Origin of the sequence: Paenibacillus peoriae KCTC 3763, assembly GCF_000236805.1 — a bacterium.
GTDB classification, from domain to species: Bacteria; Bacillota; Bacilli; order Paenibacillales; family Paenibacillaceae; genus Paenibacillus; species Paenibacillus peoriae.
Window position 1 is genome coordinate 12638 of the sequence record NZ_AGFX01000021.1, and the last position, 26317, is coordinate 38954.

Genomic DNA, 26317 nt, shown 5'->3' on the forward strand with positions numbered 1-26317 from the left:
AAAATCATCCTTAATTAGACTTCACTTCGCTGCCCTTCATATCCGCCGAACCGCTTAATTCAATATGACTGCCGTTACAATTCATACGGAGCTGACTACCTGCGGATAGACTCATCGTTTTGCCCGCTGACAGGCTGAGATTGCCTCCCGCTGAAATATTCACTTGCTTGCTGCTCGTGATATGAATGCCTTCTTTATCGTCCAGTTTGATATAAATAGCGCCGTCCTTGCCTGTAACGACCAGCTCATCCGGCCCCAGCCGAATTTCCTTGCCGTGCGGAGTACGCCATATTTTCATTTGCGGGTTGGAAAAATGGTTATGTGTACTCTTGCGATCTGCCCGCCTTACCGCACTGCCTGCCACGCCGTCTTCTTCCCGACTGCCAGGGAAATAAAGAGATACCGAGTCGCCTTTTTCCGGCATAACGTACCAGCCGGTATGGCCACCGCCGCTGTACACGGTTGAATAGTTGAACCAATGCGCCTTGCTTGCATCCTGCTGTTCATCGCAATCCAGATGGATACGTACCTGATCCTGACGGACGTCCAGAACAACACCGCTTAACGAGGCTCCTGCCAGCTTATCCTGATAGTAGCTTTTTTGCCGAAATCCCTGGTAAGAACCCAGTACGTATTGATGCTGCAGCAGTCCTTGACTCATTGCAGTGTAGGCTTCCATCACATACAAGTTATGCCCCTGAAAATTCAACTGAGCGCCCAAGTCGAGTACTTCATCCGTTTCTACCTCATAAAAAATAAAATCATGCTCACTTAGCTTGGTCTGCTCATTCTCCTGAAAATAACGAAAAGGCAGCAACTGCTTGCGCACGGTATAACGGGTATGATCCAGTACCGCCTGCGCGGGGCTGTCTTCAATACCAAAATAAAACTTGGGACTGTCAAAACGGGCAACAGGCATCAGACTCGTATGATAGCGGGAGGCTATGCGTCTCAAAAATGCCCAGTCCGTCTCTTGATACTGAATGGCAATACGCCCGATAGCTTCTCCGCCAGTAGCTCCGTCAATGACATCCAGCCCCTCATAGTCCTTGCCTATGTGCTCCAGCATTTGAGGGATCGTCATTTTCGTATACTGAAAAGAGCGGGTACGCTGCTTAATGTCCATCCGGTACGTATGGGAAATAGCTTCTACCTCCAGATAGTACACACCCCGCACGACTTTGACCTCGACCGAAAGGGCAATCCCGCTGAATAGCGGCTTGCTGGCGCCAGATTCATCCTTTTGGCTCACCTCAATCACCGTATTTTTTTCTGTCGCTTCCACATAGCTGTCTTGCAGGTCCTCAGGAATAACACCTGTAAAATAAAGTCGGGTATGCTCGTTGATTTTTTTCGTTAAGGTAAGCTGCTCCAGATCGATTTGGTCATAAGGGTGAATTTGAATTTGATCGTATCCCAGACTCATCGTGAAATCATTCCTTTCTCATTTGCAGGGTAAGGGGAGGGCGTTAGGATGCGAAGGGACTGGCCCCAATATTCCGCTACTGGCAGCCATGCTTCGTGCTCTGCTTCCAGACAGCTGAAGGAGCCTATTACAACTCGTCCCTTTTGGATGAAAAGCAGCAATTCATTGTATAGATTCCCGTCTATTCCCGCTGCTATAAAACGAATTCGCCCGATTGAAAGCCCGGAATGATTGATAAACATTTCTGAGCCCAGCCAGTTGCGAATGGGTTGTACCGACCGTAAAACGTCTGCCATTTGCTCCACGAACTCGGAAAGCTCGTCCACTTCCAAGAACGAATCTGTAGGATTAAAGCTGATATTAATCGTTCCCTCAGAAGAGGTATAAATATCCTGTGGACGATGCTCCGAAGGATATTTCATCGCAGCTTGCTCCATTGGCATAGGACTAAAGGATTTGGGAATATAGAAGCCAATTTCCCCATGTAATATCGTAATAGGCTCCAACGCGAGATGGTCATTATAAATATGAAAGAGTTTATTTTCTTCAGACAGGACTGGACCATTCTGTTCCGATCCCTGAGCTTGAGCTGGAATGGATTGTAGAGCATCATGATCAATTGCTGTCTGATCCATCATTTTAGCTTTGAGGCTAAGAATATGCTCATCCAGATAGTTCATATAAAGCCCCCTTTTCATAAAAAATAAGAGATTATACTTAAAAAATTGGCAAACTGAAGGGGATATTTAAATGCAGACCCAACATGTGTATTTATCGGTTAAAACAGAATTTAGTTTACAAAATGACCCATTCGTTGGCGAATTTAGATGTTAATTTTTTGCAAGCTTCATTCCATCAACCCTTTTTGCCGTAACAATTCTGTTGTAGTACTCCACAGTTGGCGTTGCATTACGATATCCCCGCCAGGATATGCTGGCACAATGGGCCTTCCAGTGCCAACATTAAAATATCCGCCTGTCACTGCTTGATATTGAGGTTCTGTAGCTAAACGAATAATAATGTCCGCTCCTTTCCGCGGGTCTCCGATATGCAAAGTGTTCAATATTTTTGCAAGTATGGACGAAAACCCTAACTCACGGCCAAGCCCGGTAACATTAAACCCCGGATTAAGTGCGTTAACTGCGACTCCAGTTCCATCCAACTGACGTCCAAGTTCTTCTGTAAACATGATATTAAGGAGTTTTGTCTTTCCGTAAATCATAGATGAGCCTCTTGCAGTAAATGCAGATGTATCTATTAAATCCTCTGGCAATTTAAGTTCACCATGGTTGCGTGATGCTTCAGAAGCCACGTTGACGATCCTTGCATTCTTTGAATTCATTAATGGCTGGAGTAATGTATGTGTTAACAGCCATGGTGCAAGATAGTTTACTGCTATCATTTCTGCAAAACCCTCTGAGGTCACTCGCTGTTCAAAACCATGTAATCCTGCATTGTTCACTAATACATCAATCTTCGGATAATTAGCTTTAATTTCATTTCCAATCCGCTTGACATCTTTCATAAGAGACAGGTCCCCGAAAAAAAAAGTGTACCTTTGGATTGGGTACAAGATCTTTTAGAATATTTTTAGTTGTTTCAGCACGCTTTTCATTTCTGGCTGTTAAGACCAGATGTGCCCCGCGTTTGGCTAATTCAATTGCTGTCAATTGTCCAAGCCCGCTAGTTGCACCAGTAATTACAATAACCGGGTATATCGACATATAAATACTCCTCCAAATCTTGAATAAATTACATTCATATTACCGTTCAAACGTTTTAGACGCGTTCTGCTTGACACTTACCCAAATTAAAAATATGATTGATATATATCAAGTATATGTATTTCGATTGATATATGTCAAATATATTCAAGCTAATTTATAATGAGGTGTGTAAACCTATGGAAAATAAAATTCAACATCCCAATTCTACGAGAGTGCAATTAGAACTGGATCTTGGTGAACAGCTTAATGCACTTATAAGTGCATCACATGCACTCAATGTAAGAACTGCGGCACTTTTCGATCCAGCATTACAACCTGCAGCTTTTCTGATTGTACGTTGTCTTCTTTCATACGGTCCGGTGAGCGCTACATTTTTGGCGGAATCCACCGCTATGGATCGAAGCTCTGTCAGCCGGCTTGTTTCTCAGCTTAAGCGCTTGAATTATGTAAAAAGTGAAACCCACCCTGAGGATCGCCGGGGAGTGTTGATATCCCTGACAGTTTTTGGCCGTGAAAAAGCCCTGGATGCTTTAAAAGAAAAAGAAAATGAATTTTACCAACGCATTTCAACATGGGAGGATTCCAAGCTTGAAGCGTTTATTGGGATGCTGAAGTGCTTTAACGGACAAACCATGGTTAAAGAAGATGCCTGACTATTTTGGATGAACTAAGCCTGTGAGTAGGTTCAAAGAATCGTAAAAACAGGAGGCTTTCATAAATGAAAGGAAAACATATTAGAGAAATCAGGGTAACGGATTATTATGATATTTATTTGTTAAACCAGGATTTTAACCCGAATCTATATGTATTTTCTGAAGAAAAGGTAAAAGAGAAGATTGGAACGATTATAAAGAAAACCCAAGATATCGTCCTTGTTTGTGAAGAAAACAATGAAGTAATAGGATATATTCATGGAAGCCCGTATGAATTGCTTTTTTCGGACTCTTTAATCAACGTACTAGGATTTGTTGTGAAAGAGAAGGAGAGAAATCGAGGCATAGGCAGCATGTTGATTGAGCGGCTTGAACAGTGGGGAGAGAGCCATGGATTTTCTGGAATTAAATTGCTATCCCACCCAAATCGGATACATGCACACAGATTCTACGAACAACGTGGCTATCAGTTTACAAAGGACCAAAAAAATTTTATAAAAAGGCTCAAATAATACGTATTTTCATTGGATAGCTGTGTAAGCTTCGTGACACGAGAGTCAATGAGGAAATAGCACGAGGCTGTCAGGTAAACCGGCAGCCTCGTGACTGAGGATAGGCGATCATAGGGTAAATGAGAGGGGTAAAGCCCGTTTAGCCAGGCTTTTGAACCTGTTCATTTACAGATGAGATCCGCCGCTTGCATCAATCAACTGACTCGTTACCCAGCGGCTGTCTGATGAGGCGAGAAAGGCAGCGATATCCGCGACATCATTAGGTTCCCCCCACCTTTTGAAGGTTGAAAGGCCAGCGGCAAATTTCTGCCCGTCGGGATCTTTTAACGTGCTGTCATTCATTTCTGTATTAATAATGCCAGGCTGGATGGCGTTCACCGTAATATTGCGGCTCCCAAGCTGAAGAGCCAAAACGCGCGTAAGTGTGTCGACCGCACCCTTTGACATGCTGTAGGCAAAAACACTGGGAGAGGCTACACGTGTAACAAATGATGAGATATTGATGATGCGCCCTCCGTCTCTTAGGCGTGGCAAAGCTTGCTGGGTAACAAAAAGCAGTGCTTTGACATTAATGTTCATGACTTCGTCAAAAGATGCTTCTGTCGTCTCTTCCAAGGTGACAATTTGACCGATTCCAGCGTTGTTGACGAGAATATCGAGCCGATGGTCGCCAGTACGTTCCTCAAGAGCTTCATCCAAGCTCGCATATAAATCATGAATGCCATCAAGGGTGCTTATGTCGGCTCCTATCGTGAAGGCGTTCCCTCCACTTTGCTCAATCTTATGAACCACCTCCTCTGCTTCATGCTGTCTTCTTCCATAGTGTACGGCGACGACGGCACCCTCCTGTGCCAGACGCAGCGCAATGCTGCGACCAATCCCCCGGCTTGCACCGGTTACTAAAGCAATTTTGCCTTCTAGCTTACTCATATTTTCATCTCCTTAGTCTGGAATTCATGTTTAGTTATATCATGAGGTGATTTTTGAAATGTTGCTCTTTTATTCGAAAGAAATCATGATATTTATCATTGAAAAAAATACATGTGTTTAAATGCTTTTTCTAATCTAATTGATTGATTAAAATTGACCGATGTTCAGATAAAAGAAACGCCTTCCTTTCCATTTCACCCCTATAAATGTCTACCAATTAGCAGTTGTATTTAGGCGATTTTTGTCATACAATTCACCTAATGCTACGGACTCGGTCTTAGAAACAGTAAGGTTTGGACGGTAGATAGGACGTGGTTGTTTGTTTATTTGCGAATCGTGCAGCTACGAGGTAGTTTTTCGATCAGGACTGCGTCAGTCCGAAAAATTAGTAATGTTTTGGGGACAGTTTTCCGGGTCATTAACGTTTGATGATAAACATATACAAAGGGGAGCGTTCTATTGGAATCGAAACAATTAACGAGAGGGCTAAAGCCACGCCATGTTGAGCTGATTGCGCTTGGAGGAACCATTGGTGTCGGCTTGTTTATGGGATCGGCAAGTACAATAAAGTGGGCTGGCCCCTCTGTGCTGCTGGCTTATCTCTTAGCTGGGATTATTATGTTTTTTATCATGCGGATCATGGGGGAAATGCTGGTTCTCGAACCGGTGACGGGCTCATTCGCTACGTTTGCCCATAAATATATCAGCCCTTTGGCTGGTTTTTTGACCGCTTGGAGCTATTGGTTCTTATGGGTTACGGTAGGAATGGCTGAGGTGACTGCGATTGGGGTGTATGTGGGTTATTGGTTTCCGGACATCCCGCAATGGCTGCCAGCTCTGGCAGGTGTAGTGATTATCGCGTTAGCCAATTTGGCGGCTGTAAAGTTTTATGGGGAATTTGAGTTTTGGTTCGCCATGATTAAGATTGTTGCCATTATCTTTATGCTGATTGTTGGTACAGGTCTGATCTTCTTTGGTTTAGGTAATGGCGGGCAACCGATTGGTCTCTCCAACTTATACAGCCATGGTGGTTTTTTTGCAGGGGGATTAAAAGGCTTCCTATTCGCATTATGCATTGTTACGGCGGCTTATCAGGGGATAGAGATGGTAGGGATTACAGCGGGTGAAGCAGAAAACCCGAAAATGACACTCCGCAAGGCCACTAAAAACATCGTCTGGCGTATTCTGATTTTTTACGTGGGTGCGATTTTTGTCATTGTTACGATCTATCCTTGGAATCAAATTGGCGAGATAGGCAGTCCTTTCGTGCTGACCTTTGCCAAAATAGGAATTGTAGCCGCTGCGGGCATCATTAACTTTGTTGTTCTCACCGCTGCGATGTCAGGTTGCAACAGCGGGATTTATAGTGCGGGGAGAATGTTGTACACCTTGGCTAAAAATGGACAAGCCCCCAAGTTTTTTGGAAAAGTTTCCAAGAGCGGTGTTCCTAAAAATAGTATTATCACGACGATTTCCCTGCTGCTGATCGGAGTGCTGTTTAATTACTTATTCCCTGATTCCAAGCTGTTTCTGTACATCTACAGCGCCAGTGTTCTTCCAGGCATGGTACCGTGGTTTGCATTAGCGATCAGCCAATTTAGATTCAGAAAAAAATGGAAAAACGAAATGAAGGACCACAACTTTAAGTCTCGCTTCTTTCCGGTCAGCAATTACATCACCATTATCTTCTTATTGCTGGTAATTATCGGAATGTGGTTCAATCCAGACACGCGTATGCCATTGATTGTGGGGGCATCATTTATGGCGCTCGTCGTTGTTGGATATTTTGTCTTTGGTATAGGAAAGCGGCAGAGAATTGAAGAACTAGAGGAAAACTAAAAGATTGTTAAATATGTAAAATTTGCCGAGTGCCATTCAGGTTATATCCTGAATTCGCTCGGCTTTTATTTTACGTATGGTTATCTTTTTCACACAATAAGCCTAAATATAAATACAAAAAAAGTGAAAAAGCAAACGATAAAGCTAGCTATAGCCATATGATTTCGTTTTGCTCTAAACTCCGAAATGCCTGAAAATAAAAACAGAATGCCCATAAAAAATTGTGCGATGGTGTATGAGTGCGTATAGGTATCGGGATATGCGAGTGATAAAGATGATAGGATCACAACCATTAAAGCAGATATGAGAGTAAGGATTCTGTAAATATCCATTTTCTTGAACATAGATAAATTCACCCTTCCTTTGATTTTCCTCCTGTAGCCAAACATCCTCAGCCTTCCTGCAATCGATAGAATCTAGTATATTCTATATTCTAAAGGACAGACCGTGTAGGTGAAAAGGACATAAATTATTTTTACTTCTTTCTAAAATTTAACTGTCAGTATAATTATTAAAACGCTATAATGCTGATAATCATAGTATTAAGAGAAAAAGAGGGAGAGGGCATCATGTTGAAAAAGTGGCCACTATTATTCATGCTAGGTATTATCATGCTGGCATCTGTAGGCTGGAACAGTGGAGTATCTCATGCGAGTTATTATTTTGAATACACGTGGGAGAAGTACAAGGGGACTGAGGTCAGAAACTACAAGTTGACACCAGTAGTTGGAAGAACTGCATCTATGGATCAGAAAAAGTTCTTTGCTGCTATTAGCAAAACCCCGAATGTGTATGGGGGGTTCAGCGGCTATAGAACAGGGAAAACAACCGGAGTTGCGACCAAGAGTGTAACAGATGGAGTTTATAAATATTCGGTTACTGATTTTATTCGCGACAAGGAGCCAGAAATTCTGGAATACGTTAATCCAATAGGTGGAATTCCTGGTAGATGGAACGGAACCGATGATATTCGAATTTTTATGAGAGGGTCTGAAGCGGCTTCTTTGGCAGAGCTGTTTTATGAGGGGACTCCAACTGATGGACGATATCATTTTAATGCTAACGATGTCTATTTAGTGACATTCCGGTCCAGTACAGTAAAACCGATCAGTGAAATGTCTGCTGAAGCGTTAATTGAAGAAGGAACCCCTATGTTTATAAATCGAGAGTTAGTAGGTCAAATAAAAGGCAAAGATCCTGCTGCTTATCCGTCAAATGGAATTTTTAACGGCTACTTTTATGTTTATACGGGTTCTGAAGTAAAAGAGAATTAAAAGAGCAGACAGGATTTAATAAACTCATCTGCACAAGAACGAGATAACATTGTGTATTCTTCATACTGAATGAGGATACATGATGTTATCTTTTGTTTTATTTGTAGGCGTGACCAAAATAGCAGCCCAATAAGGTAATAAGCATTTAATTCCCAATGAAAGCCATTGTTAAGTGATTGGGATATACGGCTTTAAAAGTATATTAATTAGCATAAGGACAGAATTACTTTTTTTTACTGGCCTTATTCAATTCCGGGGGGATTATTCCGATAATTTAAATATATACAGTTTGGTGTTAATGGAAATTAAAATTCGTTTGAAAACAAATGAGGTTATTTTCAAAGTTGAAACAGAGGGACAGGTGAAAATGATCCAATGCTATCTCATAGAGGAGGTGTAATAATCTAACATAATGAGATGTGAGAAAAAATTAAAACGGATTAGGCAATACATGACTGGTTTACTGGCTGTTTGGTTGTTCTGTATACATACTGTGCCTGTTTTTGCAGATAGGGCCTTTAACGATATTGAACATTCCTACGCAGCGGATGCAATTGAAGCCATGGCTGCTCAAGGTTATGTTACGGGTTATCAGGATGGCAGTTTTCGACCTGTACAGTTTATTTCGCGGCAGGAATGGGCTACCATCTTCGCTAAAACCTTAAAACGTACACTGAATGACAAGGACGTTATTACTTTTCGTGATGTGTCTCCCTGGGCTCTACCTTATGTTCAGATCTTGCAGAAAGAGAACATTACAAAAGGAATTAGTGATCAATTATTTGGTGCCAAGCAGAATATGACTCGTCAGGATATGGCCGTTTGGTATGCTAGGTATCTTGGTGTTTCTGAAGACACTCGTTCTGCCAGTATATCCAGTTTTGTGGATCAATTTGATATATCAGACTATGCACAAACGAGCGTGTGGCTGATGGAGCGGTTAGAGCTGATAGAGGGGGATACGAATCATTATTTCTATCCCAAAAAATTTGTAACACGACAAGATGCCACGTTGGTTGCATATCGGGTATGGCTAGGCGGTGACGATCTGAGAGAGCGTGCCAAGCGTTTGCTAGAGTCAGGAAACGGGGCTGGAACGACGAATCAGCTACCCAGCTTGCCGGAACCGGACAAACCAGTGGTCGACTTGTCACCGGAAATTAGGCCCCAACCTGTGAATCCGGAAATTGAGGAGCCTGAAAGACACAGCTCAAAGCCCGAGCCACCGGTACCTGATCCTAAGCCACCGGTACCTGATCCTAAGCCACCGGTACCTGATCCTAAGCCACCGGTACCTGATCCCAAGCCACCGGTACCTGATCCTAAGCCACCGGTACCTGATCCCAAGCCACCGGTACCTGATCCCAAGCCACCGGTACCTGATCCCAAGCCACCGGTACCTGATCCCAAGCCACCGGATCACTCTTCGGATTTTGTAGTGGATGAGGTCGTAATCAAGGCGCCGGAGCTCATAAATCAACCGGAAACGTATCCTTCGTATCAGCTGTCCTTTCAGCTCTACAAAGAAGGGCAGCCAGTAAGCATTCCCGCTGCCAGCGTTACAAGTGTTACTTATACATTTAGTGATGCATTAGGTGTGTTTGATAAACAGGGGAAAATCGCACATTCTGAAAATATCCCTGCTGCAGATGGTACTATTCCTGTCGAGTTGGAAGTCACCATTGCCAAACCTTATCGGGTACTTAAAGCACAGACCAAGCTGATCGTGAAAGGGATGACTCCTCCACCAGAGGACCCGAGTGTAATCAGGTCCGTATACTTGGCGACGTACACCATTTCACAGGCCACTACTCTAGACCCTGCAGCCTGGAGCATGCCCTATGTATTTCACAATGCAAAGGGAGAGGTTATACCGCCCGGCTCGTTGCCGTCAGACCTGAAGCTTCGGATAGAGGATTCCAGTGAAATATTTGATGAGGATGGACATATTGCCAATCTGCATTTGATTCCGGCAGTGAACTCAGTCATTCCGTTCAAGATTGAGGTTGAATCACCATCTCAGGGAATTCACTTCATATCCGATGCCGAATTAACTGTAGTACCAGGAGAACGCAAAAAGCAATATTTTGCTGTCTCCATAATGCTGCAGGGACAAGGAGGCAGTGCGACCACGGTAGACCAAATTAAGCAAGCTCGTCAGTTGCTGATGGATCACTTTGGCCCCAACTTAAAAGTGACCTGGGCGATGGAAAATTCATTTGTTTTTGTAGACACGAATCGCCCGCAGCTTAAACAGGTTTTAGCATACGTGGATCAGTATGGCGACGAAGTCGGGATTATGGACGGGTACCCGAATAACCTGCACAAGCTTCCTATTTGGGAAGCACGGATGAGCGAGTGGTTGTATATGTATCGTTATAATGCACTCAATGAGCTGCACCAAGGCGGTACGATGGGATCACCCTCGGTGTTTGAAAGCATGGATACAGACCAATATCGGAAGTATCTGCCTAAATCATTGACCAGCTTTACGGTGAATCCTGAGCAGGCCCAATGGCTTAAAGATCATTATAAGATTACTTCAGCCATGGGATGGTCGGCAACACAGTATAATGTTAACAACATGTTTGGTGAGGGTTCACCTTTGATGCCTTACTGGTCCAATAAGGATAATCCGATTGTTCCTGCACAGGGGCTTACCGATAATAGCGGTATCGTGTTTATGAACTCGGTTACGATTGATCCCATTGGATCACGCTATACAGAAGGTTCCTCACGCTGGACGCTCCATCCAGGTGACCCAAATTTGAATGAAAAAACGGATGCGGCACCACAACTGTATATAGCACAGCAATATCTGGATAATCCGTATCAACGTTTAAATACGGTAAACTACATGTCCATTATTCTGGACATCAACTCGTTTGCCCAAAAGCATAACATGGCTCAAATATGGGAGAACTTTGTGAAGCACTTCCCTGCTGACCGTGAGGTCGAGATTGTGGGAGTGGACGGGCTGAAACAGATTTATCAATCGTCAGCTGGATCGAATAATGATCGTTCGGAATTTTCACTCATGTTTAGAGGCTCCGGCATTGAGACGCCCACGGGCTCCAATAATTCGCCGGCCAATCTGCGTTACTTGTGGACTGAAAACGCCTCACAGCGGATCATTTTATCCAAGGAGGATGGAGATGCGGCCTGGTCTATTATTGATTTTACGGACTATACCCGCAGTCCGGTTCCGAAGTTACCATACAACCTGGATAAGAACACGGATGTAAGCTATGTCACCGGAAGGAACTTCAAGCTAAATCCTACGGCTCCGTTAACAGCAGATGAAATCCAGCGTGTAAAGGATCGTTTGAAGGAGATCTACTTCGCAGAAGAAGTAAAGTATCAGTAAGTGATTGGAATGACAGGATTTTTTAAGACCTGAGGTTTTATGAAAAAGGGGTGTCCCAAAAGCCATGGAAATGGCTAGGGGACGCCCCTTTGCTTTAGAGAAGGATATTTGTTGGTGGTTAGACCCATTCAATAACCTGATCTACAGGCCGCCGGGTTTTTCCGCGCGGCTCATTCAGGCGGTATCCAAAAGCCACCATGCAGGAAATACCGAAATGCTCGGCATCCATGATGCCTTCTTCAGAGAGGATGCGTTCGATCTCCTCTTTTTGAAAACCTTCAATCGGACAGGAATCAATACCGATTTGAGCTGCGGCTGTCATCATATTACCCAATGCGATGTAGGTTTGTCGGCAGGCCCACTCGAACATCGCCCTTTCATTCTCTTCCAGTCCAAAATCTGATTTCAGGAAGGCATCATATACTTTCTCTTTGCCTTGCATAACTTCAGCAGGCAATTGCTGTACGTTCTCCATCATACCCTTGATGTAATCGGATGAGGCTGCCATATCTTTAGGCAGTCTGGAGAGGATGAGTACGAAATGGCTTGCTGTTGGCAGCTGTTTTTTGGCTCCCCAGGAGTAGGGCAGCAGCTTCTCACGCATGGCATTACTTTGGACGACAACGAACTTCCAGGGCTCAAAGCCAAATGAACTCGGGGATAAACGACCAGTTTCAAGAATAAAATCGAAGTCGGAATCGCTAATTTTTTTATGACTATCAAATTCCTTGGTTGCATGTCTGAACTGATATGCAGATAAAATTTGCTGTTTAGTGGTGGCTAGGGTTTCCATTGTTTATACACTCCTTATAGATATGGATTGGATTGACGCTTACCGAATGACATGTTTAATATTAGAATATACATGATCCTTTTTGAAGTACGCACATTAATGTGCTGTAGTATATAAAATGTTACCAAGGGGGAGAAATACCTATGCGTAATCGGAAGGGTGGCTTTGGGGAATGTCCTGCTGGAAATGATCAGGCCTGTCCTGTGGAGTACACGCTTGACGTGATTGGGGGCAAGTGGAAAGGAGTTATTTTATACCATCTCATGTATGGAACAAAGCGTTTCAGTGAATTTCGGCGTATTTGTCCGGGAATTACACAGCGTATGCTGACACTCCAATTGCGTGAGCTGGAAGAGGACGGTGTAGTTCATCGGGAGGTTTACCAGCAGGTTCCGCCCAAAGTCGAATACTCCTTAACTGAATTTGGAAGAACTCTGATCCCGATTATTAACCTGATGAAGGACTGGGGAGAAAATTATAAAACCAGGCAACGTCCAACAGACAGTCGCCTTCAACATCCGAGCCCCAATTTGTAGCATGCTGAGGCAGAGCCCACGACAAAAGACTTGTCATCCATTTGACAGGTCTTTTCCCTTTTTACCTACTGAGGAAGCTGTTCTATTCCAGTTAGGCTATGCTATCAATTTTAGTTGACAACATGAAGGCAGCCTGATATATTTCTTACGATATTGATAATCATTATCATAATTATATAAGGCTATTTCCATATTACATAGGGGGCTCACATGTTGAAGAAAAAATCGTTTTTTATGCTGACTACTTTGATGCTTGTATTGTCTGTACTCATTAGCGCTTGCAGCGGAAGCAATAATGGAAGTAATTCCGCTCCAGCTTCAGAGGATAAGAAAGAGCCAACTTCGGCTGAGACGAGAAGCTTTACAACGGTAAAAGGAGATATTCAAATTCCAGTTAAACCACAGCGCATTGTAACGGATTTTTACGGTGGGGAATTATTGTCTGTAGGAGCTAACGTGGTGGGTGTGGAGCCGACTGCGTTTCAAAATCCTTTTCTGACCGATTTACTGAAGGAAAAAGGGACCAAAGAAGTCGGCGACCCGACCAATTTGGAGAAAACTTTAGAGCTTAAACCCGATCTGATCGTGGTTATGAAGGATACCAATTATGAGGCTTTGTCAAAAATCGCACCTACCCTATATATTCCGTACGGAACGACGACCAACATTTACGATACGGTTAAGCTGTTTGGTGATATCACCGGGGAGAAAGAAAAGGCAGAGCAATTTATTGCCGCATTTGATAAAAAGGCTGCTGAAGGCCGCGCACGTCTTAAAGGCGTGATTGACGAAAAGGCAACCTTCGGCCTGTATGAGTTGACGGACAAGAATGCACTTTGGATTTTTGGAGATAATGCGGGCCGGGGAGGACAAGCTGTCTACAATGCGCTTAAGCTGAATATGCCGAAGAAGACCGCTAATTCCAAGGAACAAACCGTACAGCTTTCGATGGAGGTACTACCGCAGTATGACGCCGATTACATGTTCCTGACGACCTATGATCCGGAGAAAAAGGGTGACGCGCTTAAGCAACTGAAATCGTCTGCCGTATGGGGGAATTTGCCTGCGGTGAAGAATAATAGAGTGTTCTTTAACGATTTTGATACGTATTATCGTTATGATCCGATCGCTATTACCGGACAAATTGATATGATCGTAGATATGCTGACTGAAAGAGAAAAAGAGAATAAAGCAAAAAAATAGGTAAATGATCTACAATCGTAAGCACTTCACTACATGGGCAGTATGGCCGTGGGTGGGGTGCTTTTTAACGACGGGACGGTAGGGAGCAAAAATACCATCATTGGGTACATCTAGAGGAGTGCACAAGCAACTGAATAAGGAGATAAGTAGATGCCAAATCAAGAGAAGGAAAAAATAAACAACCGTTCCACGATTGAATACCGAGAAACGGTTGCAGCATATTCGGCAGATCGATCTTCTTATTTCGTCGTAGTGACAGTCGTGATGATGATCGTATCTTCTTTTTGTATCCAATCTACCTTGGCCCCTAGCGCCTCACTGATTAATCGCAGAGGAAGATAGGCAATACCGTTCACCGTGAACGGAGGGTTGGTGAGCTCCACAGGTTTACCGTTCACTGTTGTTTGGCTGGTTTTGAGATTCAATTGAAGAGAGACTGGAGTGGCTCCTGTCTTGGACTGAATAATTTTCGCTACTTTATTGTTGGAGTCAAAGGTGACCTCGGCTCCCAGCTTGTCAAAAACAGAACGGAGGGGAATGAAGGCCTGCCCGTTTCGAGTAATCACACCGTTACTTAGGGGGACAGGTGTACCGTTGAGACGGACGAGAATCGGCTTTTGTACAGGAACCGGCGTACTGTAAAGAAATTCATAATCCCCTATGCCGAGCTGCGCATGTTTGTTGACCCCCCAGCCCCACAGGCTGCCGTCTGTTTTTTGCATGATCACATGCCTTGGGCCTGCTTTGATACTTTGTATATTTTTGGTAATCAATGTAAAAGAGGCATTCGACGATAATTTTTCACCTTCCAAGGAAGCTTCGTAAACATTCCCCTCTGTGGTTAGTGCAAGGATGGAACGCTCAACGATAAAGGCGTCTTTAACATTCCTTACACCCGTCAACAGTACAGGATTATTTTCGTTGTGATAGGTTGTACTATCCGAGGAGCCTGTGACTGTAGCACCCCAGAACCACAGCCGACCTTGCCGATCCATCGCAAGATAGGTACGACCATTGGATTTGATCGTTTGGATTCCTGTTAAGGATTGAATCTGCGATGCAGTTGCAGTGTCGGATAAGGCAGCGTTTGTATCAAATTCCTTGGGCCATGTCCACACGGTGCCGTCTTTTTTTAAGGCAATGTTTTTCGCGATTGCCGTAATATCCTGTAATGAGGAAATAGGTTTGAAACTCTGCAAGCCTTTTGTATTTTTCCACACACTGCCGTCTTTTCTTAAGAAAATCCAGCCTTCCTCATATTCCGGTCTTTCTTCATAGTAGCTGTCTATATCTGCAACCTCGTCGATACCAGCTAGAGTTTGAAAAGGACCAGAGATGTCGCCATTGTTGAGCCGATCAGTGGAATATACGTTGCCTTCGGTGCTCAGGGCAAGTACATGATCATTTAAACCACTTATAGCTTCGAGGTTCTGTAGTCCTTCCAGAGGAATGAATTTCACGGATTCAGAAATGTTGTTCCTTGGTACATACCAAGCGGATTGATCTTGTAAGGTAAATGCCAGGTCGCCTTCGTTGATGATATTAGAAAATGTTTTTACAACGTCCGGCTTACCTTCTACGCGAGTAGGAACAGATTGATTATAGCCCCACAACCACAAGCTTCCATCGGATTGAATCAGACTCCCGGAATCATAGGAACGAATACGGGATGTAGATTCTTTTTCGGCCGCCCATGCACTAGAGCTGAACAACAATAACGCGATCATACTGAGTAATAGAGTCCGTCTTTTCATACGCTTTTCCTCATTTCTTCATCAATTATATAAGATAAAAAACCAATATCTTGGGAAATATACCCTTATCCATAGACGTCGAATATTTAGAAAAGTTTTCCACGAATTGATGAATTCCAATATAATAGCCTCCAAACCCACGATCAGAGGCGGGGTGGAGGCTATTTTTGAGCATGGAAGCAGCATATGACTTGGAACAGGTTCATCCAATGGCTCACCCTGCTATAAGCGGACTAATTTGCGATTCGGCTGCGTACGATCAGTAAGGTTTGTTCTTTGATTTGTCCAATTTCACGGATAAGCGCAGCTGTTTTGGCTTCATAGGATTGTTTGATATCCAGGTCCTTTAGCGAGGCAAGGTTAATGTCAACGGTAAGCAGGGCGGATTGTGCAGCAGCTTCAAACAGGATCGCACCTATGCCAAGATCAGAAATAACATTTTTATTGGACGTCTCTGCAATACGGTAGGCCTGGGACAATCCGTCCCGGCATACTTCCAGCAGACGCATCGGCACCTCAATGGCAGCGATCACCGCGGTCTGTAGAGAATGGGTACGATAACGCTTTTCTTCGTCTGTTCCTTTGGGTAGCTTGAGCGCCGTCATGTACTGTTCAAAGGATCGGATGTCTGCGGCCATCAGTTTCTCACAGCGTGTGGTCAGGCTTTCCATGCTATGAATTGCTTGGGTGATTTGTTCGTGGATATGCGCAAATTTTTCTCCTTGTGAAAGGTTGGCGGTCATGGAGGTCATAGCCGCGCCCAGCGCCGCAGCCAGTGCGGATATACTTCCCCCTCCGGGCGTAGGAGCTGCGCTTCCAGCCTCTTTCAAAAAATGTCGAATGGAATCATTCCACGACAGTTCACTCATGAATAAACCACCTCTCGGGAGTATTGTTGCAGATCAATCGCTTTGAGCAGATTTTTGTACAAGATGGCAGTCGTTAATGTGCCAACACCGCCAGGCACGGGAGAAATCGCATGTACCTTTTCCCCAACGTCTAAAGCGGCATCCCCCACTATTTTCCCCTCCAGTGTCTCGTTAATTCCCGCATCTACCAAAATCAGGCCGGGATGCACCATATCCGATGTAATGACATCAGGGCATCCGACTGCGACGAAGGCAATATCTGCATGACTCAAATGCTCTGCAATATCACGTGTGCCCGCATGACAGGCGGTGACGGTGGCATTTTCTCTTTGCAGCATGTGAAAAAGAGGGAGTCCCACAGTCTGTCCGATGCCGACAAGAGTGACATTTTTGCCAGCCAAGGTGTGACCGTAATGCTTGAGCAGCTCAATACAGGCTTGAGGTGTAGCGGGATACAGCCCAGCTTCACCTGTAACGGTAGCCAGCTTATTGCCCGGGGTAATTCCATCAATATCCTTGTACGGGGCGATGGACTGTTTAATGACAGATGCGGATAGATGTCGGGGAAGGGGCAATTCCAGCATAATGCCATGTACATGGGAAGCTTCGTTCAGGCTGTCGATCAGGTGCAGGAGTTCGGCTTCTCTAACATGACGGTCAAAGGTATGGAGATGAAAGGAGATGCCCAGTTTCTCCGCTATTTTTTGCTTGGTCCGGGCGTAGTAGGCAGAGGCAGGATCACCTTCTACCAATAAAGTTGCCAGATGGGGACGATGTCCTTGCTGTTTGAGCTGTTCCACTTGGGAACGGATCGTTGCATACACTTGCTCAGCTGCTTCTTTGGATTTCATAATGATAGCCATAGCTCAAGCCTCCTCTGAATTTATCGCACAAATGATGGAATCAACAGGGTGTCGTGGTCTTGTAAAACGAAAAAAAGTATTTGCACAAGGTCGTCAAGATAGACGAATCCTCTGCAAATACTTCTCCCAGGCGAACGGCACGCTTTTGTTTGTATGCTCCCTCGTGGTTTATTCCACTGACTTCGCCAGTCACATACAGCGTTATTTACTTTATATTTTAACAAATAATCTCCCGAAAATAAACCCGTGAACCATTGGTAAATGGCTAAATGGCTAAATGATTTAATGATATGACAAATGTCATACTCCCGAACTGACGTTTATGACTACAGCGGCCAGAGGCCGCTCCTTATACTAAGGTTAGATCTACATGCACGTCTGACGAGAACAAAATTGTAGGCGTCATTTTAAAGGAGGATCAACATTAAGTATGGCACAGCCTTCATTAGCCCAATTGAAAAAAAATATGGCTCCTTACGAGAAAATAAACACGAAATCCAGCGTTCTGCAGCTCATTAACACCTTGGGTCCGCTGATTCTGCTATGGTATGCGGCTTATCTCAGTCTGTCGGTATCCTATGGGCTGACGCTTCCGATTACTGTTATTGCTTCAGGGTTTGTGGTAAGGACATTTATCATTTTTCATGACTGTGGTCATCAATCCTTCTTCAAAAGCCGCAGGCTGAACGACATTGTGGGAACGATTACAGGTGTCATTACGCTCTGTCCGTATCATCAATGGAAAAATAGTCACGCGGTCCACCATGCAACCAGCAGTAATCTCGATAAAAGAGGTACAGGGGATATGTGGGTGCTTACGGTAGAAGAATACGCACAGGCTTCCACATGGACACGGCTGGCTTATCGCATATACCGGAATCCTTGGGTTATGTTCGGATTGGGTCCGATTTATACTTTTTTGCTTTCCTATCGGTTTAACGTCAAAACAGCAAAACGTAAGGAAAAAATGAACACTTATATCACAAATATATCTATCGTCGCCTTGTACGCATTGTTGTGCTGGGCGATCGGCTGGCAGTCGTTTCTTCTGATACAGGTGCCTATCTTTTTTGTATCAGGTATGCTGGGAATCTGGCTATTTTATGTGCAGCATCAGTTTGAGGATTCGTATTTTGAGCATGATGAAGAATGGAGCTATGTCAACGCAGCCGTAGAAGGCAGTTCTTATTACAAGCTTCCTAAGGTATTGCAATGGATTACGGGGAATATCGGCTTTCATCATGTTCATCACTTGAGTCCCAAAGTGCCAAATTATAATTTGGAGAAGGCACATGAAGCGACACCACTGCTGCAAAAAGCGACCACCATCACCATGAGCAGCAGTCTGCAATCTCTGAAGTTCCGGCTCTGGGATGAAAGCACGAAAACCTTTTTGACTTTTAAACAAGTGAAGCCGCTGCTGGGCAAACGTGTTGCTGTTACGAAACCCATTCCTGCACCTGTAGGCACGGAAAGAAAATGAGCGGAAAGAAAATGATTTGTACGCATTTCGATATGATAAGATAAGGGATAAAAGGAATGTGAAGGAGAGAAGGGTAGGCAGGATGCAAAAATGGTATCAGATTTTCCAAAGAAATACGGGGCTAAGCCCTTATGTGTGGGTTGTCTTTTACATCCTGCCCTTCTACTATTTCAGTTCCTCCTCTACCAGTCATATTATTCTGGGCACCGCCATTATTTTAGTGTTTTTTGCCTGTTATGTACTGGCTTTTGTTTCGCAGGGCTGGCTGGTATACTTCTGGACCAGTGTACAGATTGTCATATCGATTACCATGACGCTGTTGTTCAGCTATATGTATTTCTCCATATTTATCGCTTATCTGATTGGTAATATTAAAAGTAAATCCGCATTCACGACACTGTATATTGTTCTGATGGTTGTTACTATTGGACTGATCAATTATGGTTTTGTTTCTGAAAACCCTGTTTTTATTAAGCAGATCCCTTTTATTTTGCTCAACCTGATTGGTGTGATTCTTCTTCCGGTCACGAATTTTAATCGTAACAAAAGTGATCGGCTTCAAGTACAATTAGAGGATGCCAATAAGAAAATATCGGAATTGATTAAGCTGGAAGAGCGGCATAGAATTGCACGTGATCTGCACGATACTCTAGGTCAGAAGCTGTCACTTATCGGACTGAAAAGCGACTTGGCGGGTAAGCTGATGGATCAGCACCCGGAGCGGGCTCGGAATGAAATTAGCGATGTTCGGCTTACGGCGAGAAGCGCGTTAAAAGAAGTGCGGGAAATGGTGACTCAAATGCGCGGCATGCGATTAGAGGATGAGTTGCTGCGTATTCGACAGATTTTAAAGGCTGCTCATATTGAATTGACCCTGGAGGGCGACCCGAAGCTGAAGCATACATCATTAATGAACGAAAATGTGCTTAGTATGTGTATGAAGGAGGCGGTGACCAATGTGGTTAAGCACAGTGGAGCCACCGCTTGTTCCATCATCATTGAGCCGTCTCGTAAGGAATTGACCCTTCGGATTCAGGATAATGGGACAGGCGTTATGGGAGAAAATGCAGTCTTCCGGGGACATGGCCTGCAAGGAATAAAGGAAAGACTCGAATTTGTGAATGGATGTATGGAGCTGCATTCAGATGAGGGAACGACCCTGGTCATTAAAGTACCCAATATCACTGAAAAGCCGAACGAGGAGGTGGGGCCGTGATTCGAATTGTCATTGCGGAAGACCAGCGTATGCTGCTCGGCGCTCTTGCTTCGCTGCTGGACTTGGAAGAGGATATGAAAGTCGTCGGAAAAGCGAGTAACGGGGAAGAAGCTGTAGAGCTGGTCAAGCTGCACCAGCCGGATATATGCATCATGGACATCGAAATGCCGATCAAGAGTGGATTGGATGCGGCTGAAGAACTCAAGGGATTGAACTGCAAAGTGATGATTCTAACCACATTTGCTCGCCCCGGGTATTTTGAACGGGCCATCAAGGCTGGTACGCATGGTTATTTGCTCAAGGATAGTCCCAGTGAAGAACTGGCTTCCTCCATTCGCAGTATTATAGCAGGCCGTCGCATTTATGCCCCGGAACTGGTCGATGATGCTTATGCCGAGGTTAACCCGCTGACAGAGCGTGAGAAGACCGTATTGGCACTTATAGCTGATGGGAAGAACACGAAGGAGATTGCTGGTGAACTGTATTTAACGACAGGGACGGTGCGCAATTACATCTCAGTCATTCTTGACAAGTTGGGTGTCAGCAACCGGATTGAGGCGATTACACGTTTTAATGAAAAAGGCTGGTTTAAATGAGTGACTGGCAGAAATAATTGAGCAGAAACAGAGATGGCTATGAAGCAGGATATGGCAGCTCTGTTTTTTTGTTTTATCCATAGATTTGATATGCCTTTAGCATACTTCCTTGTGATACAATAGGATAGTTGTCCACAGGATGGACTGGAGTACAAGGAGGAACGGAACCGCATGAAACATGCCCCTTTTATCGCTGTTGAAGGGCCCATCGGAGCAGGTAAAACAACGTTGGCTTCGATGCTTTCAACCGAGCTGCATATGCCGATCATTAAAGAAATTGTTGAGGAGAACCCGTTTCTCGACAAATTTTATCAAAATATAGATGAATGGAGCTTTCAACTGGAAATGTTCTTTCTCTGTAACCGATACAAGCAGTTGGAGGACACCGGCCTGCAATATCTCGAGAAAGCGCAGCCTGTTATTTCTGACTATCATATCTACAAGAATCTGATTTTTGCTGAACGTACGCTTAAGGGGATAAAGCTTGAAAAATATCGTAAAATTTATCATCTGCTGACAGATGACATGCCTAAGCCGGACATTATCATCTATATTAGAGCCGATTTGGATACTTTGCTGGGCAGAATTCGTAAGCGGGCACGTTCGTTTGAACAGGAGATGGACCCCGCCTATCTGGAGCAGTTAATTAAGGACTATGATAAAGGCATTCAGTTTCTTGCTGAGCAATCCCTTTCGCCCCGCATATTGACCATAAATGGGAATGAGATTGATTTTGTAGAAAACCAGGCACAGTTCGAACAAATTGTTTCCGATGTAAAGGAGCTTATTCAATGAATAATTACAACATTCCCGCGAATGCCCTGATTACGGTAGCAGGCACGGTGGGTGTAGGGAAATCCACGCTAACGGCGGCTTTAGCTGAACGTCTTGGCTTTAAAACCTCTTTGGAGCAGGTTGATCATAATCCGTATCTGGAAAAGTTTTATCATGATTTTGAAAGATGGAGCTTCCATCTGCAAATTTATTTTCTCGCTGAACGCTTCAAAGAGCAAAAAAATATTTTCTTGTCCGGCGGAGGTTTTGTGCAGGATCGTTCCATTTATGAGGACACAGGCATTTTTGCGAAAATGCATGCCGATCAGGGAACGATGAACCCGACAGATTATGAAACGTACACTAGCCTGTTTGAGGCGATGGTGATGACACCATTTTTCCCGCATCCCGATGTGCTGATCTACCTGGAAGGCAGCCTGCCATCCATACTGAATCGGATCAAGGAACGCGGTCGCGAGATGGAAATCCAGACCGAGAGAGCCTATTGGGAGCAAATGCACCGTAGATATTCCGAGTGGATCAACGAGTTCGATGCTTGCCCTGTACTGCGTCTGAACATTGATGAATATGATGTACACGATCCGGCTTCTATGGATGCCATTTTGACAGAAGTAGGCAAAGTAATTTCCAAAAAATAAGTTTTGCTCACCGTCCGAGAGGACGGTTTTTTTGCGTTATATACTCTGGAAAAATTTGCGCATATATGCAGATAAGCTCACTGAAAATGATTCATCAGGAATATAGTCTAACGCCTATGAAGCTGGTATATTTTAATGGATATAAGCGGGAACATACGTTCTGTTTTATGTCTTCTTATTGAAGGTCGTGGTATAATATGAACAGATGGAGCTGATTCTATTGGTAGAAATGCTGGATCCCCGGAATGACTTTTTGTTTAAGCGCATTTTTGGAAGTGAGGAAAATCGTGATGTGCTTTTAACTTTCCTGAATCGTACTTTTGAGGAAGCGGGGAAACCTCCATTAACAGAAATTATACTTTTGAATCCGTATACGGATAAAGACGCACCGCGTGATAAGCAGTCTATTTTAGATATTCGAGCCAGAACGTTGGAAGGTCAGCTTATTAATGTGGAGATGCAGCTTTTTAATAAATATGACATGGATAAGCGAACCTTATTTTATTGGAGCAAGCAGTATGCAGGACAATTATACGAAGGCCAATCTTACAAAATGCTGAGAAAGTGTGTAACAATCAACATTTTGAATTACTCTTTCCTGCCGAACAGCCGGTATCATAATGTGTTTCATTTGACGGAGGACCGTACGGGCATTCCGTTTAGTGATGATATGGAGTTGCATTTTCTAGAGCTGCCCAAGCTGGATGAGCAAGTTGTCCCGGCTGGCAGCGGCGGTCTGGTCAACTGGCTTTTATTTTTAAAGGGAACTAATCCATCTCAATGGGAGGTGCTAGCCATGAATGAACCTGGTTTGAAAAAGGCGATGACTACGCTGGAGTTTCTAAGTCAGGATAAAGAGGCACGTTTACAGTATGAAGCCCGACAAAAGTACCTGCATGATGAGGCTTCTATGATTGAAGGCGCAAGGGAAGAAGGCTTGAAGCTGGGAAAGGCCGAGGGAAAGCTCGAAGGCAAAGCTGAGGGAATGGCTGAGGGTAAAGCTGAAGGTAAAGCTGAAGGTAAAGCTGAAGGAGAACGCCAAAAAGCTCTTGAAATTGCACGGAACATGCTGAATATGGGCCTTGAAATCGAAGTGATTGTAAAAGCGTCTGGCCTATCCGAATCAGAAGTCTGCGCATTGAAGGCATAAAGTTAAAACATATAGAGACTGTAGTACAATCAGAAATAAATGGAGCTGATGACTACAGTCTTTTTTTGTCGAATAAAGGTTGTTGAAGAACAAGATATATCTACGATATAGTGGACAAGCCTGGGTTAGAATGCGAGAATAGATACATATATTTGAATGAGAATGACTCACGGGGAGGATGGGATATTGTGATGCGTTTTGGCATTGTTGGAACTAACTGGATAACGGAAAGATTTATTCAAGCCGCGATGGAGACGGACGAATTTTCCCTGACCGCGGTATACTCACGAACAGAGGATAAAGGCAAAACTTTTGCTGCTCAATATAACAGCCAAGCAGAGGTTTTTACAGACCTGGCTCAAATGGCTGCCTGCGATCAGGTGGATGCCGTATATATTGCCAGTCCCAATTCCTTGCATGCGGAGCAGGCGATTGTGTGTATGAATCACGGAAAACATGTGCTCTGTGAGAAGCCGTTTGCTTCGAATGCAACAGAGGTGCAGAGCATGATCGAAGCCGCACGCAACAACAATGTTCTGTTGATGGAGGCCGTTAAATCCACGCTCATGCCCAACTTTAAAATCATAAAGGAGCATATGTATAAAATAGGCCGGGTTCGGCGTTATTTTGCAAGCTACTGTCAATACTCCTCACGCTTTGATGCCTTTAAGCAAGGAAACGTATTAAATGCCTTCAATCCGGCTTTCTCCAATGGTTCCTTGATGGATTTGGGAGTGTATTGCTTATATCCCATGGTGACACTGTTCGGCAAACCGGATGAGGTTCGTGCAGTGGGTGTGCTCTTGTCCTCTGGCGTCGATGGCGAGGGCAGTATTGTGATGCGATATCCTGATATGGATGCGGTCGTCATGCATTCGAAAATTTCCGATTCCTATCTGCCTGCTGAAATTCAAGGTGAGAATGGAACGATAGTGATCGACAAAATCAGTCAGCCCTATGAGGTGAAAATCCATTATCGGGACGGCACCATAGAGGATTTAACGAAAGCTCAGACGCGTGAGCCGATGTATTATGAAATTCAGGAGTTTATTGATCTGATCAAAATGGGGGAGCACAACAGTTCCATTAACTCATTGGAGTGTTCACTTGCAGTCGCTGAAGTGATGGAGGATGCAAGACAGCAGATCGGCCTTCATTATGAAGCGGATTTGAAAAATACGTCTGCGCATTAGTTTGTTAAAGGATCAATATCACACAAGCACAAAGGCTGCCGATTTTGCAATTTTGCAAATATACGGTTAGCCTTATTTGGTTTGTAATACTTCCGCCCTGTTCGGGTGGTCCCAAAACGTACATAATGCAATTAACAAATTCAACGCTTAATGTTATCCACTCGATGAACCTAGTTTATATATAAAAATATCCCAAAATACAGGAGGATGAAATGATGGCTTATCAAGAAATCAATGGAGTACGGGTATGGGGAGCCCCCGATGCAGGAGCGTTATCTCAAGCCCGCACCTGCGCGGAGAATGGTAAGGTGATTCAGGCGCTGCTGATGGCGGATCATCATAAAGGCTACAGTCAGCCTATCGGCGGTGTCATGGTATATGACGGACAAATTTCGCCTTCGGGTGTCGGGTATGATATCGGCTGCGGAAATAAGGCGGTAAGAACCAAGCTGTCTGCAGCAGATGTCGTACCGCGTATTTCGTCTATCATGGATGAAATTGCACGTCAGATTTCGTTTGGCGTAGGTCGTGTGAATGCGGTTCAGGTTGATCATGAGCTGTTCGATGATCCCGATTGGGCGGTATACGCGGCGATTGGGAAACAGGAGCATGACAAACTAAAGTCATTGGCGAGAGAACAGCTGGGCACTGTAGGGAGCGGTAATCATTTTGTTGATGTATTTGTGGAGGAAACGACAGGCCAGGTCTGGATTGCGAATCATTTTGGCAGCCGGGGCTTTGGACACAAGACAGCGAGCGGATTTCTGAACCTGGACGCAGGGCGAGAGTTTCTCGGAAAAGCGCCGGGGGAACATATGGATCAGCCGCCAGTGCTACTGGATATGAACAGTGAGCTGGGGGACATGTACTACCGGGCGATGCGGCTTGCCGGACGTTATGCTTATGCGGGGCGGGATTATGTTATAGATCAAGTGCTTGGCATTATGGGCACCGAAGCGGAGTTTATCGTACATAACCATCATAATTATGCATGGAAAGAACTGCATGATGGACGTGACACCATTGTAGTCCGCAAAGGCGCTACCCCCTCAGCTCCCGGACAAATGGGCTTTATCGGAGGGAGCATGGGCGATATTTCGGTCATTGTGCGAGGAAAGGATACGGTAGAAAATCGGGATTCCTACTATAGTACCGTTCATGGAGCTGGTCGTATTATGAGCCGTACCCAGGCAGCCGGTAAAATGAATTGGAAAACCCGAACACGCAGCGGTGGCCAAATTACAGACCAGCAGATGAAGGAGGCTGTTCGGAGCTATGGTGTCGAGCTGCGTGGAGCGGGAACCGATGAAAGTCCGTTCGTCTACCGCAAGCTGCGCGAGGTATTGGATGCTCATTCCGAGACTGTGGAGGTTCTACATGAGCTGAAGCCTATTGGAGTATGTATGGCTGGAGCTAATGAGTTCGACCCATATAAGGACTAATAAAATAGCAAAATAGGCTGAATATAAAAGGTTATGCCCGGCAGAAGTGTTTATTCAC

22 protein-coding genes, 1 pseudogene and 1 riboswitch are annotated in these 26317 nt (G+C 44.4%); of the genes and pseudogenes, 15 read left to right on the forward strand and 8 right to left on the reverse strand.

The genetic code is table 11. From position 1 onward, the window contains the following. Positions 1 to 10 precede the first annotated feature (10 nt). From KQI_RS0113845 to KQI_RS26890, 3 genes and pseudogenes are all read right to left on the reverse strand, one after another. Positions 11 to 1426, reverse strand: coding sequence for a phage baseplate assembly protein V (locus tag KQI_RS0113845; protein ID WP_010347381.1), 1416 nt, complete (start codon positions 1424 to 1426; stop codon positions 11 to 13). Further along, positions 1423 to 2106 (reverse strand): hypothetical protein, encoded by a 684-nt coding sequence (locus tag KQI_RS0113850; RefSeq protein ID WP_010347382.1) that lies wholly within the window; start codon positions 2104 to 2106, stop codon positions 1423 to 1425. Before KQI_RS0113850 ends, KQI_RS0113845 begins: the two co-directional genes overlap by 4 nt. A gap of 167 nt (positions 2107 to 2273) precedes the next feature. Next, positions 2274 to 3150 (reverse strand): annotated as a pseudogene (locus tag KQI_RS26890) (SDR family NAD(P)-dependent oxidoreductase). A 179-nt stretch (positions 3151 to 3329) separates the two neighbouring features. Between KQI_RS26890 and KQI_RS0113860 the strand changes: the two are divergent. After that, positions 3330 to 3806 carry a MarR family winged helix-turn-helix transcriptional regulator gene (locus KQI_RS0113860; protein ID WP_010347383.1) on the forward strand — a complete coding sequence of 159 codons (477 nt, stop codon included), beginning with the start codon at positions 3330 to 3332 and terminating at the stop codon, positions 3804 to 3806. A gap of 65 nt (positions 3807 to 3871) precedes the next feature. Further along, the gene (locus KQI_RS0113865) at positions 3872 to 4318 is read left to right on the forward strand and encodes a GNAT family N-acetyltransferase (RefSeq protein ID WP_010347384.1); all 447 of its coding nucleotides are present in this window, start codon (positions 3872 to 3874) and stop codon (positions 4316 to 4318) included. Between the two features lie 165 nt (positions 4319 to 4483). On the opposite strand, the gene KQI_RS0113870 is transcribed toward KQI_RS0113865, so the two are convergent. Further along, positions 4484 to 5248 (reverse strand): SDR family oxidoreductase, encoded by a 765-nt coding sequence (locus KQI_RS0113870; protein WP_010347385.1) that lies wholly within the window; start codon positions 5246 to 5248, stop codon positions 4484 to 4486. A 459-nt stretch (positions 5249 to 5707) separates the two neighbouring features. On the opposite strand from KQI_RS0113870, the gene KQI_RS0113875 reads away from it, so the two are divergent. From KQI_RS0113875 to KQI_RS0113895, 3 genes are all read left to right on the forward strand, one after another. Next, positions 5708 to 7087: an amino acid permease gene (locus tag KQI_RS0113875; RefSeq protein ID WP_010347386.1), complete on the forward strand. Its 1380-nt coding sequence runs from the start codon at positions 5708 to 5710 to the stop codon at positions 7085 to 7087. A 569-nt stretch (positions 7088 to 7656) separates the two neighbouring features. Next, on the forward strand, positions 7657 to 8361 hold the full coding sequence (locus KQI_RS0113885; protein WP_010347388.1) for a hypothetical protein: 705 nt from the start codon (positions 7657 to 7659) through the stop codon (positions 8359 to 8361). Positions 8362 to 8773: 412 nt separating this feature from the next. Then, positions 8774 to 11728 (forward strand): S-layer homology domain-containing protein, encoded by a 2955-nt coding sequence (locus KQI_RS0113895; protein ID WP_010347390.1) that lies wholly within the window; start codon positions 8774 to 8776, stop codon positions 11726 to 11728. 118 nt (positions 11729 to 11846) lie between these two features. Here the strand turns inward: KQI_RS0113895 and KQI_RS0113900 are convergent, their stop codons facing one another. After that, complete coding sequence (locus KQI_RS0113900) at positions 11847 to 12521, reverse strand: NAD(P)H-dependent oxidoreductase (RefSeq protein ID WP_010347391.1); 675 nt, start codon at positions 12519 to 12521, stop codon at positions 11847 to 11849. A 143-nt stretch (positions 12522 to 12664) separates the two neighbouring features. Here KQI_RS0113900 and KQI_RS0113905 point away from each other — a divergent pair, with 143 nt between their 5' ends. Together KQI_RS0113905 and KQI_RS0113910 are read left to right on the forward strand one after the other, a co-directional pair. Continuing rightward, on the forward strand, positions 12665 to 13057 hold the full coding sequence (locus tag KQI_RS0113905; protein ID WP_010347392.1) for a winged helix-turn-helix transcriptional regulator: 393 nt from the start codon (positions 12665 to 12667) through the stop codon (positions 13055 to 13057). A 210-nt stretch (positions 13058 to 13267) separates the two neighbouring features. Continuing rightward, positions 13268 to 14260 (forward strand): ABC transporter substrate-binding protein, encoded by a 993-nt coding sequence (locus tag KQI_RS0113910; RefSeq protein WP_010347393.1) that lies wholly within the window; start codon positions 13268 to 13270, stop codon positions 14258 to 14260. Between the two features lie 239 nt (positions 14261 to 14499). On the opposite strand, the gene KQI_RS0113915 is transcribed toward KQI_RS0113910, so the two are convergent. The 3 genes from KQI_RS0113915 to KQI_RS0113925 all read right to left on the reverse strand — a co-directional run bounded on the left by KQI_RS0113915 (position 14500) and on the right by KQI_RS0113925 (position 17746). Continuing rightward, positions 14500 to 16014, reverse strand: a complete 1515-nt coding sequence (locus KQI_RS0113915) for a stalk domain-containing protein (protein ID WP_010347394.1) — start codon at positions 16012 to 16014, stop codon at positions 14500 to 14502. A gap of 233 nt (positions 16015 to 16247) precedes the next feature. Next, positions 16248 to 16883 (reverse strand): cyclodeaminase/cyclohydrolase family protein, encoded by a 636-nt coding sequence (locus tag KQI_RS0113920; RefSeq protein ID WP_010347395.1) that lies wholly within the window; start codon positions 16881 to 16883, stop codon positions 16248 to 16250. Beyond that, entirely contained in the window at positions 16880 to 17746 is an 867-nt protein-coding gene (locus KQI_RS0113925; protein WP_010347397.1) for a bifunctional 5,10-methylenetetrahydrofolate dehydrogenase/5,10-methenyltetrahydrofolate cyclohydrolase, read from the reverse strand. The genes KQI_RS0113920 and KQI_RS0113925 overlap by 4 nt, the downstream gene beginning before the upstream one ends. Positions 17747 to 17863: 117 nt before the next feature. Next, positions 17864 to 17949, reverse strand: a riboswitch (ZMP/ZTP riboswitch). A gap of 227 nt (positions 17950 to 18176) precedes the next feature. Here KQI_RS0113925 and desA point away from each other — a divergent pair. The 8 genes from desA (at position 18177) to KQI_RS0113965 (ending at position 26259) form a co-directional block, all read left to right on the forward strand. Then, a complete protein-coding gene (gene desA, locus KQI_RS0113930; protein ID WP_010347398.1) occupies positions 18177 to 19229 on the forward strand; it encodes a Delta(5) desaturase DesA in 1053 nt (350 codons plus the stop codon). A gap of 82 nt (positions 19230 to 19311) precedes the next feature. Next, positions 19312 to 20445 carry a sensor histidine kinase gene (locus tag KQI_RS0113935; RefSeq protein ID WP_010347399.1) on the forward strand — a complete coding sequence of 378 codons (1134 nt, stop codon included), beginning with the start codon at positions 19312 to 19314 and terminating at the stop codon, positions 20443 to 20445. Then, positions 20442 to 21041: a response regulator transcription factor gene (locus tag KQI_RS0113940; RefSeq protein ID WP_010347400.1), complete on the forward strand. Its 600-nt coding sequence runs from the start codon at positions 20442 to 20444 to the stop codon at positions 21039 to 21041. The genes KQI_RS0113935 and KQI_RS0113940 overlap by 4 nt, the downstream gene beginning before the upstream one ends. Before the next feature lie 171 nt (positions 21042 to 21212). Continuing rightward, complete coding sequence (locus tag KQI_RS0113945) at positions 21213 to 21836, forward strand: deoxynucleoside kinase (RefSeq protein WP_010347401.1); 624 nt, start codon at positions 21213 to 21215, stop codon at positions 21834 to 21836. Next, positions 21833 to 22474, forward strand: a complete 642-nt coding sequence (locus KQI_RS0113950) for a deoxynucleoside kinase (RefSeq protein WP_010347402.1) — start codon at positions 21833 to 21835, stop codon at positions 22472 to 22474. Before KQI_RS0113945 ends, KQI_RS0113950 begins: the two co-directional genes overlap by 4 nt. Before the next feature lie 205 nt (positions 22475 to 22679). Next, positions 22680 to 23624 (forward strand): Rpn family recombination-promoting nuclease/putative transposase, encoded by a 945-nt coding sequence (locus KQI_RS0113955; RefSeq protein WP_010347403.1) that lies wholly within the window; start codon positions 22680 to 22682, stop codon positions 23622 to 23624. A 191-nt stretch (positions 23625 to 23815) separates the two neighbouring features. Next, positions 23816 to 24817, forward strand: coding sequence for a Gfo/Idh/MocA family protein (locus KQI_RS0113960; protein ID WP_010347404.1), 1002 nt, complete (start codon positions 23816 to 23818; stop codon positions 24815 to 24817). A gap of 215 nt (positions 24818 to 25032) precedes the next feature. Continuing rightward, entirely contained in the window at positions 25033 to 26259 is a 1227-nt protein-coding gene (locus KQI_RS0113965; protein ID WP_010347405.1) for an RtcB family protein, read from the forward strand. Positions 26260 to 26317 lie beyond the last annotated feature (58 nt).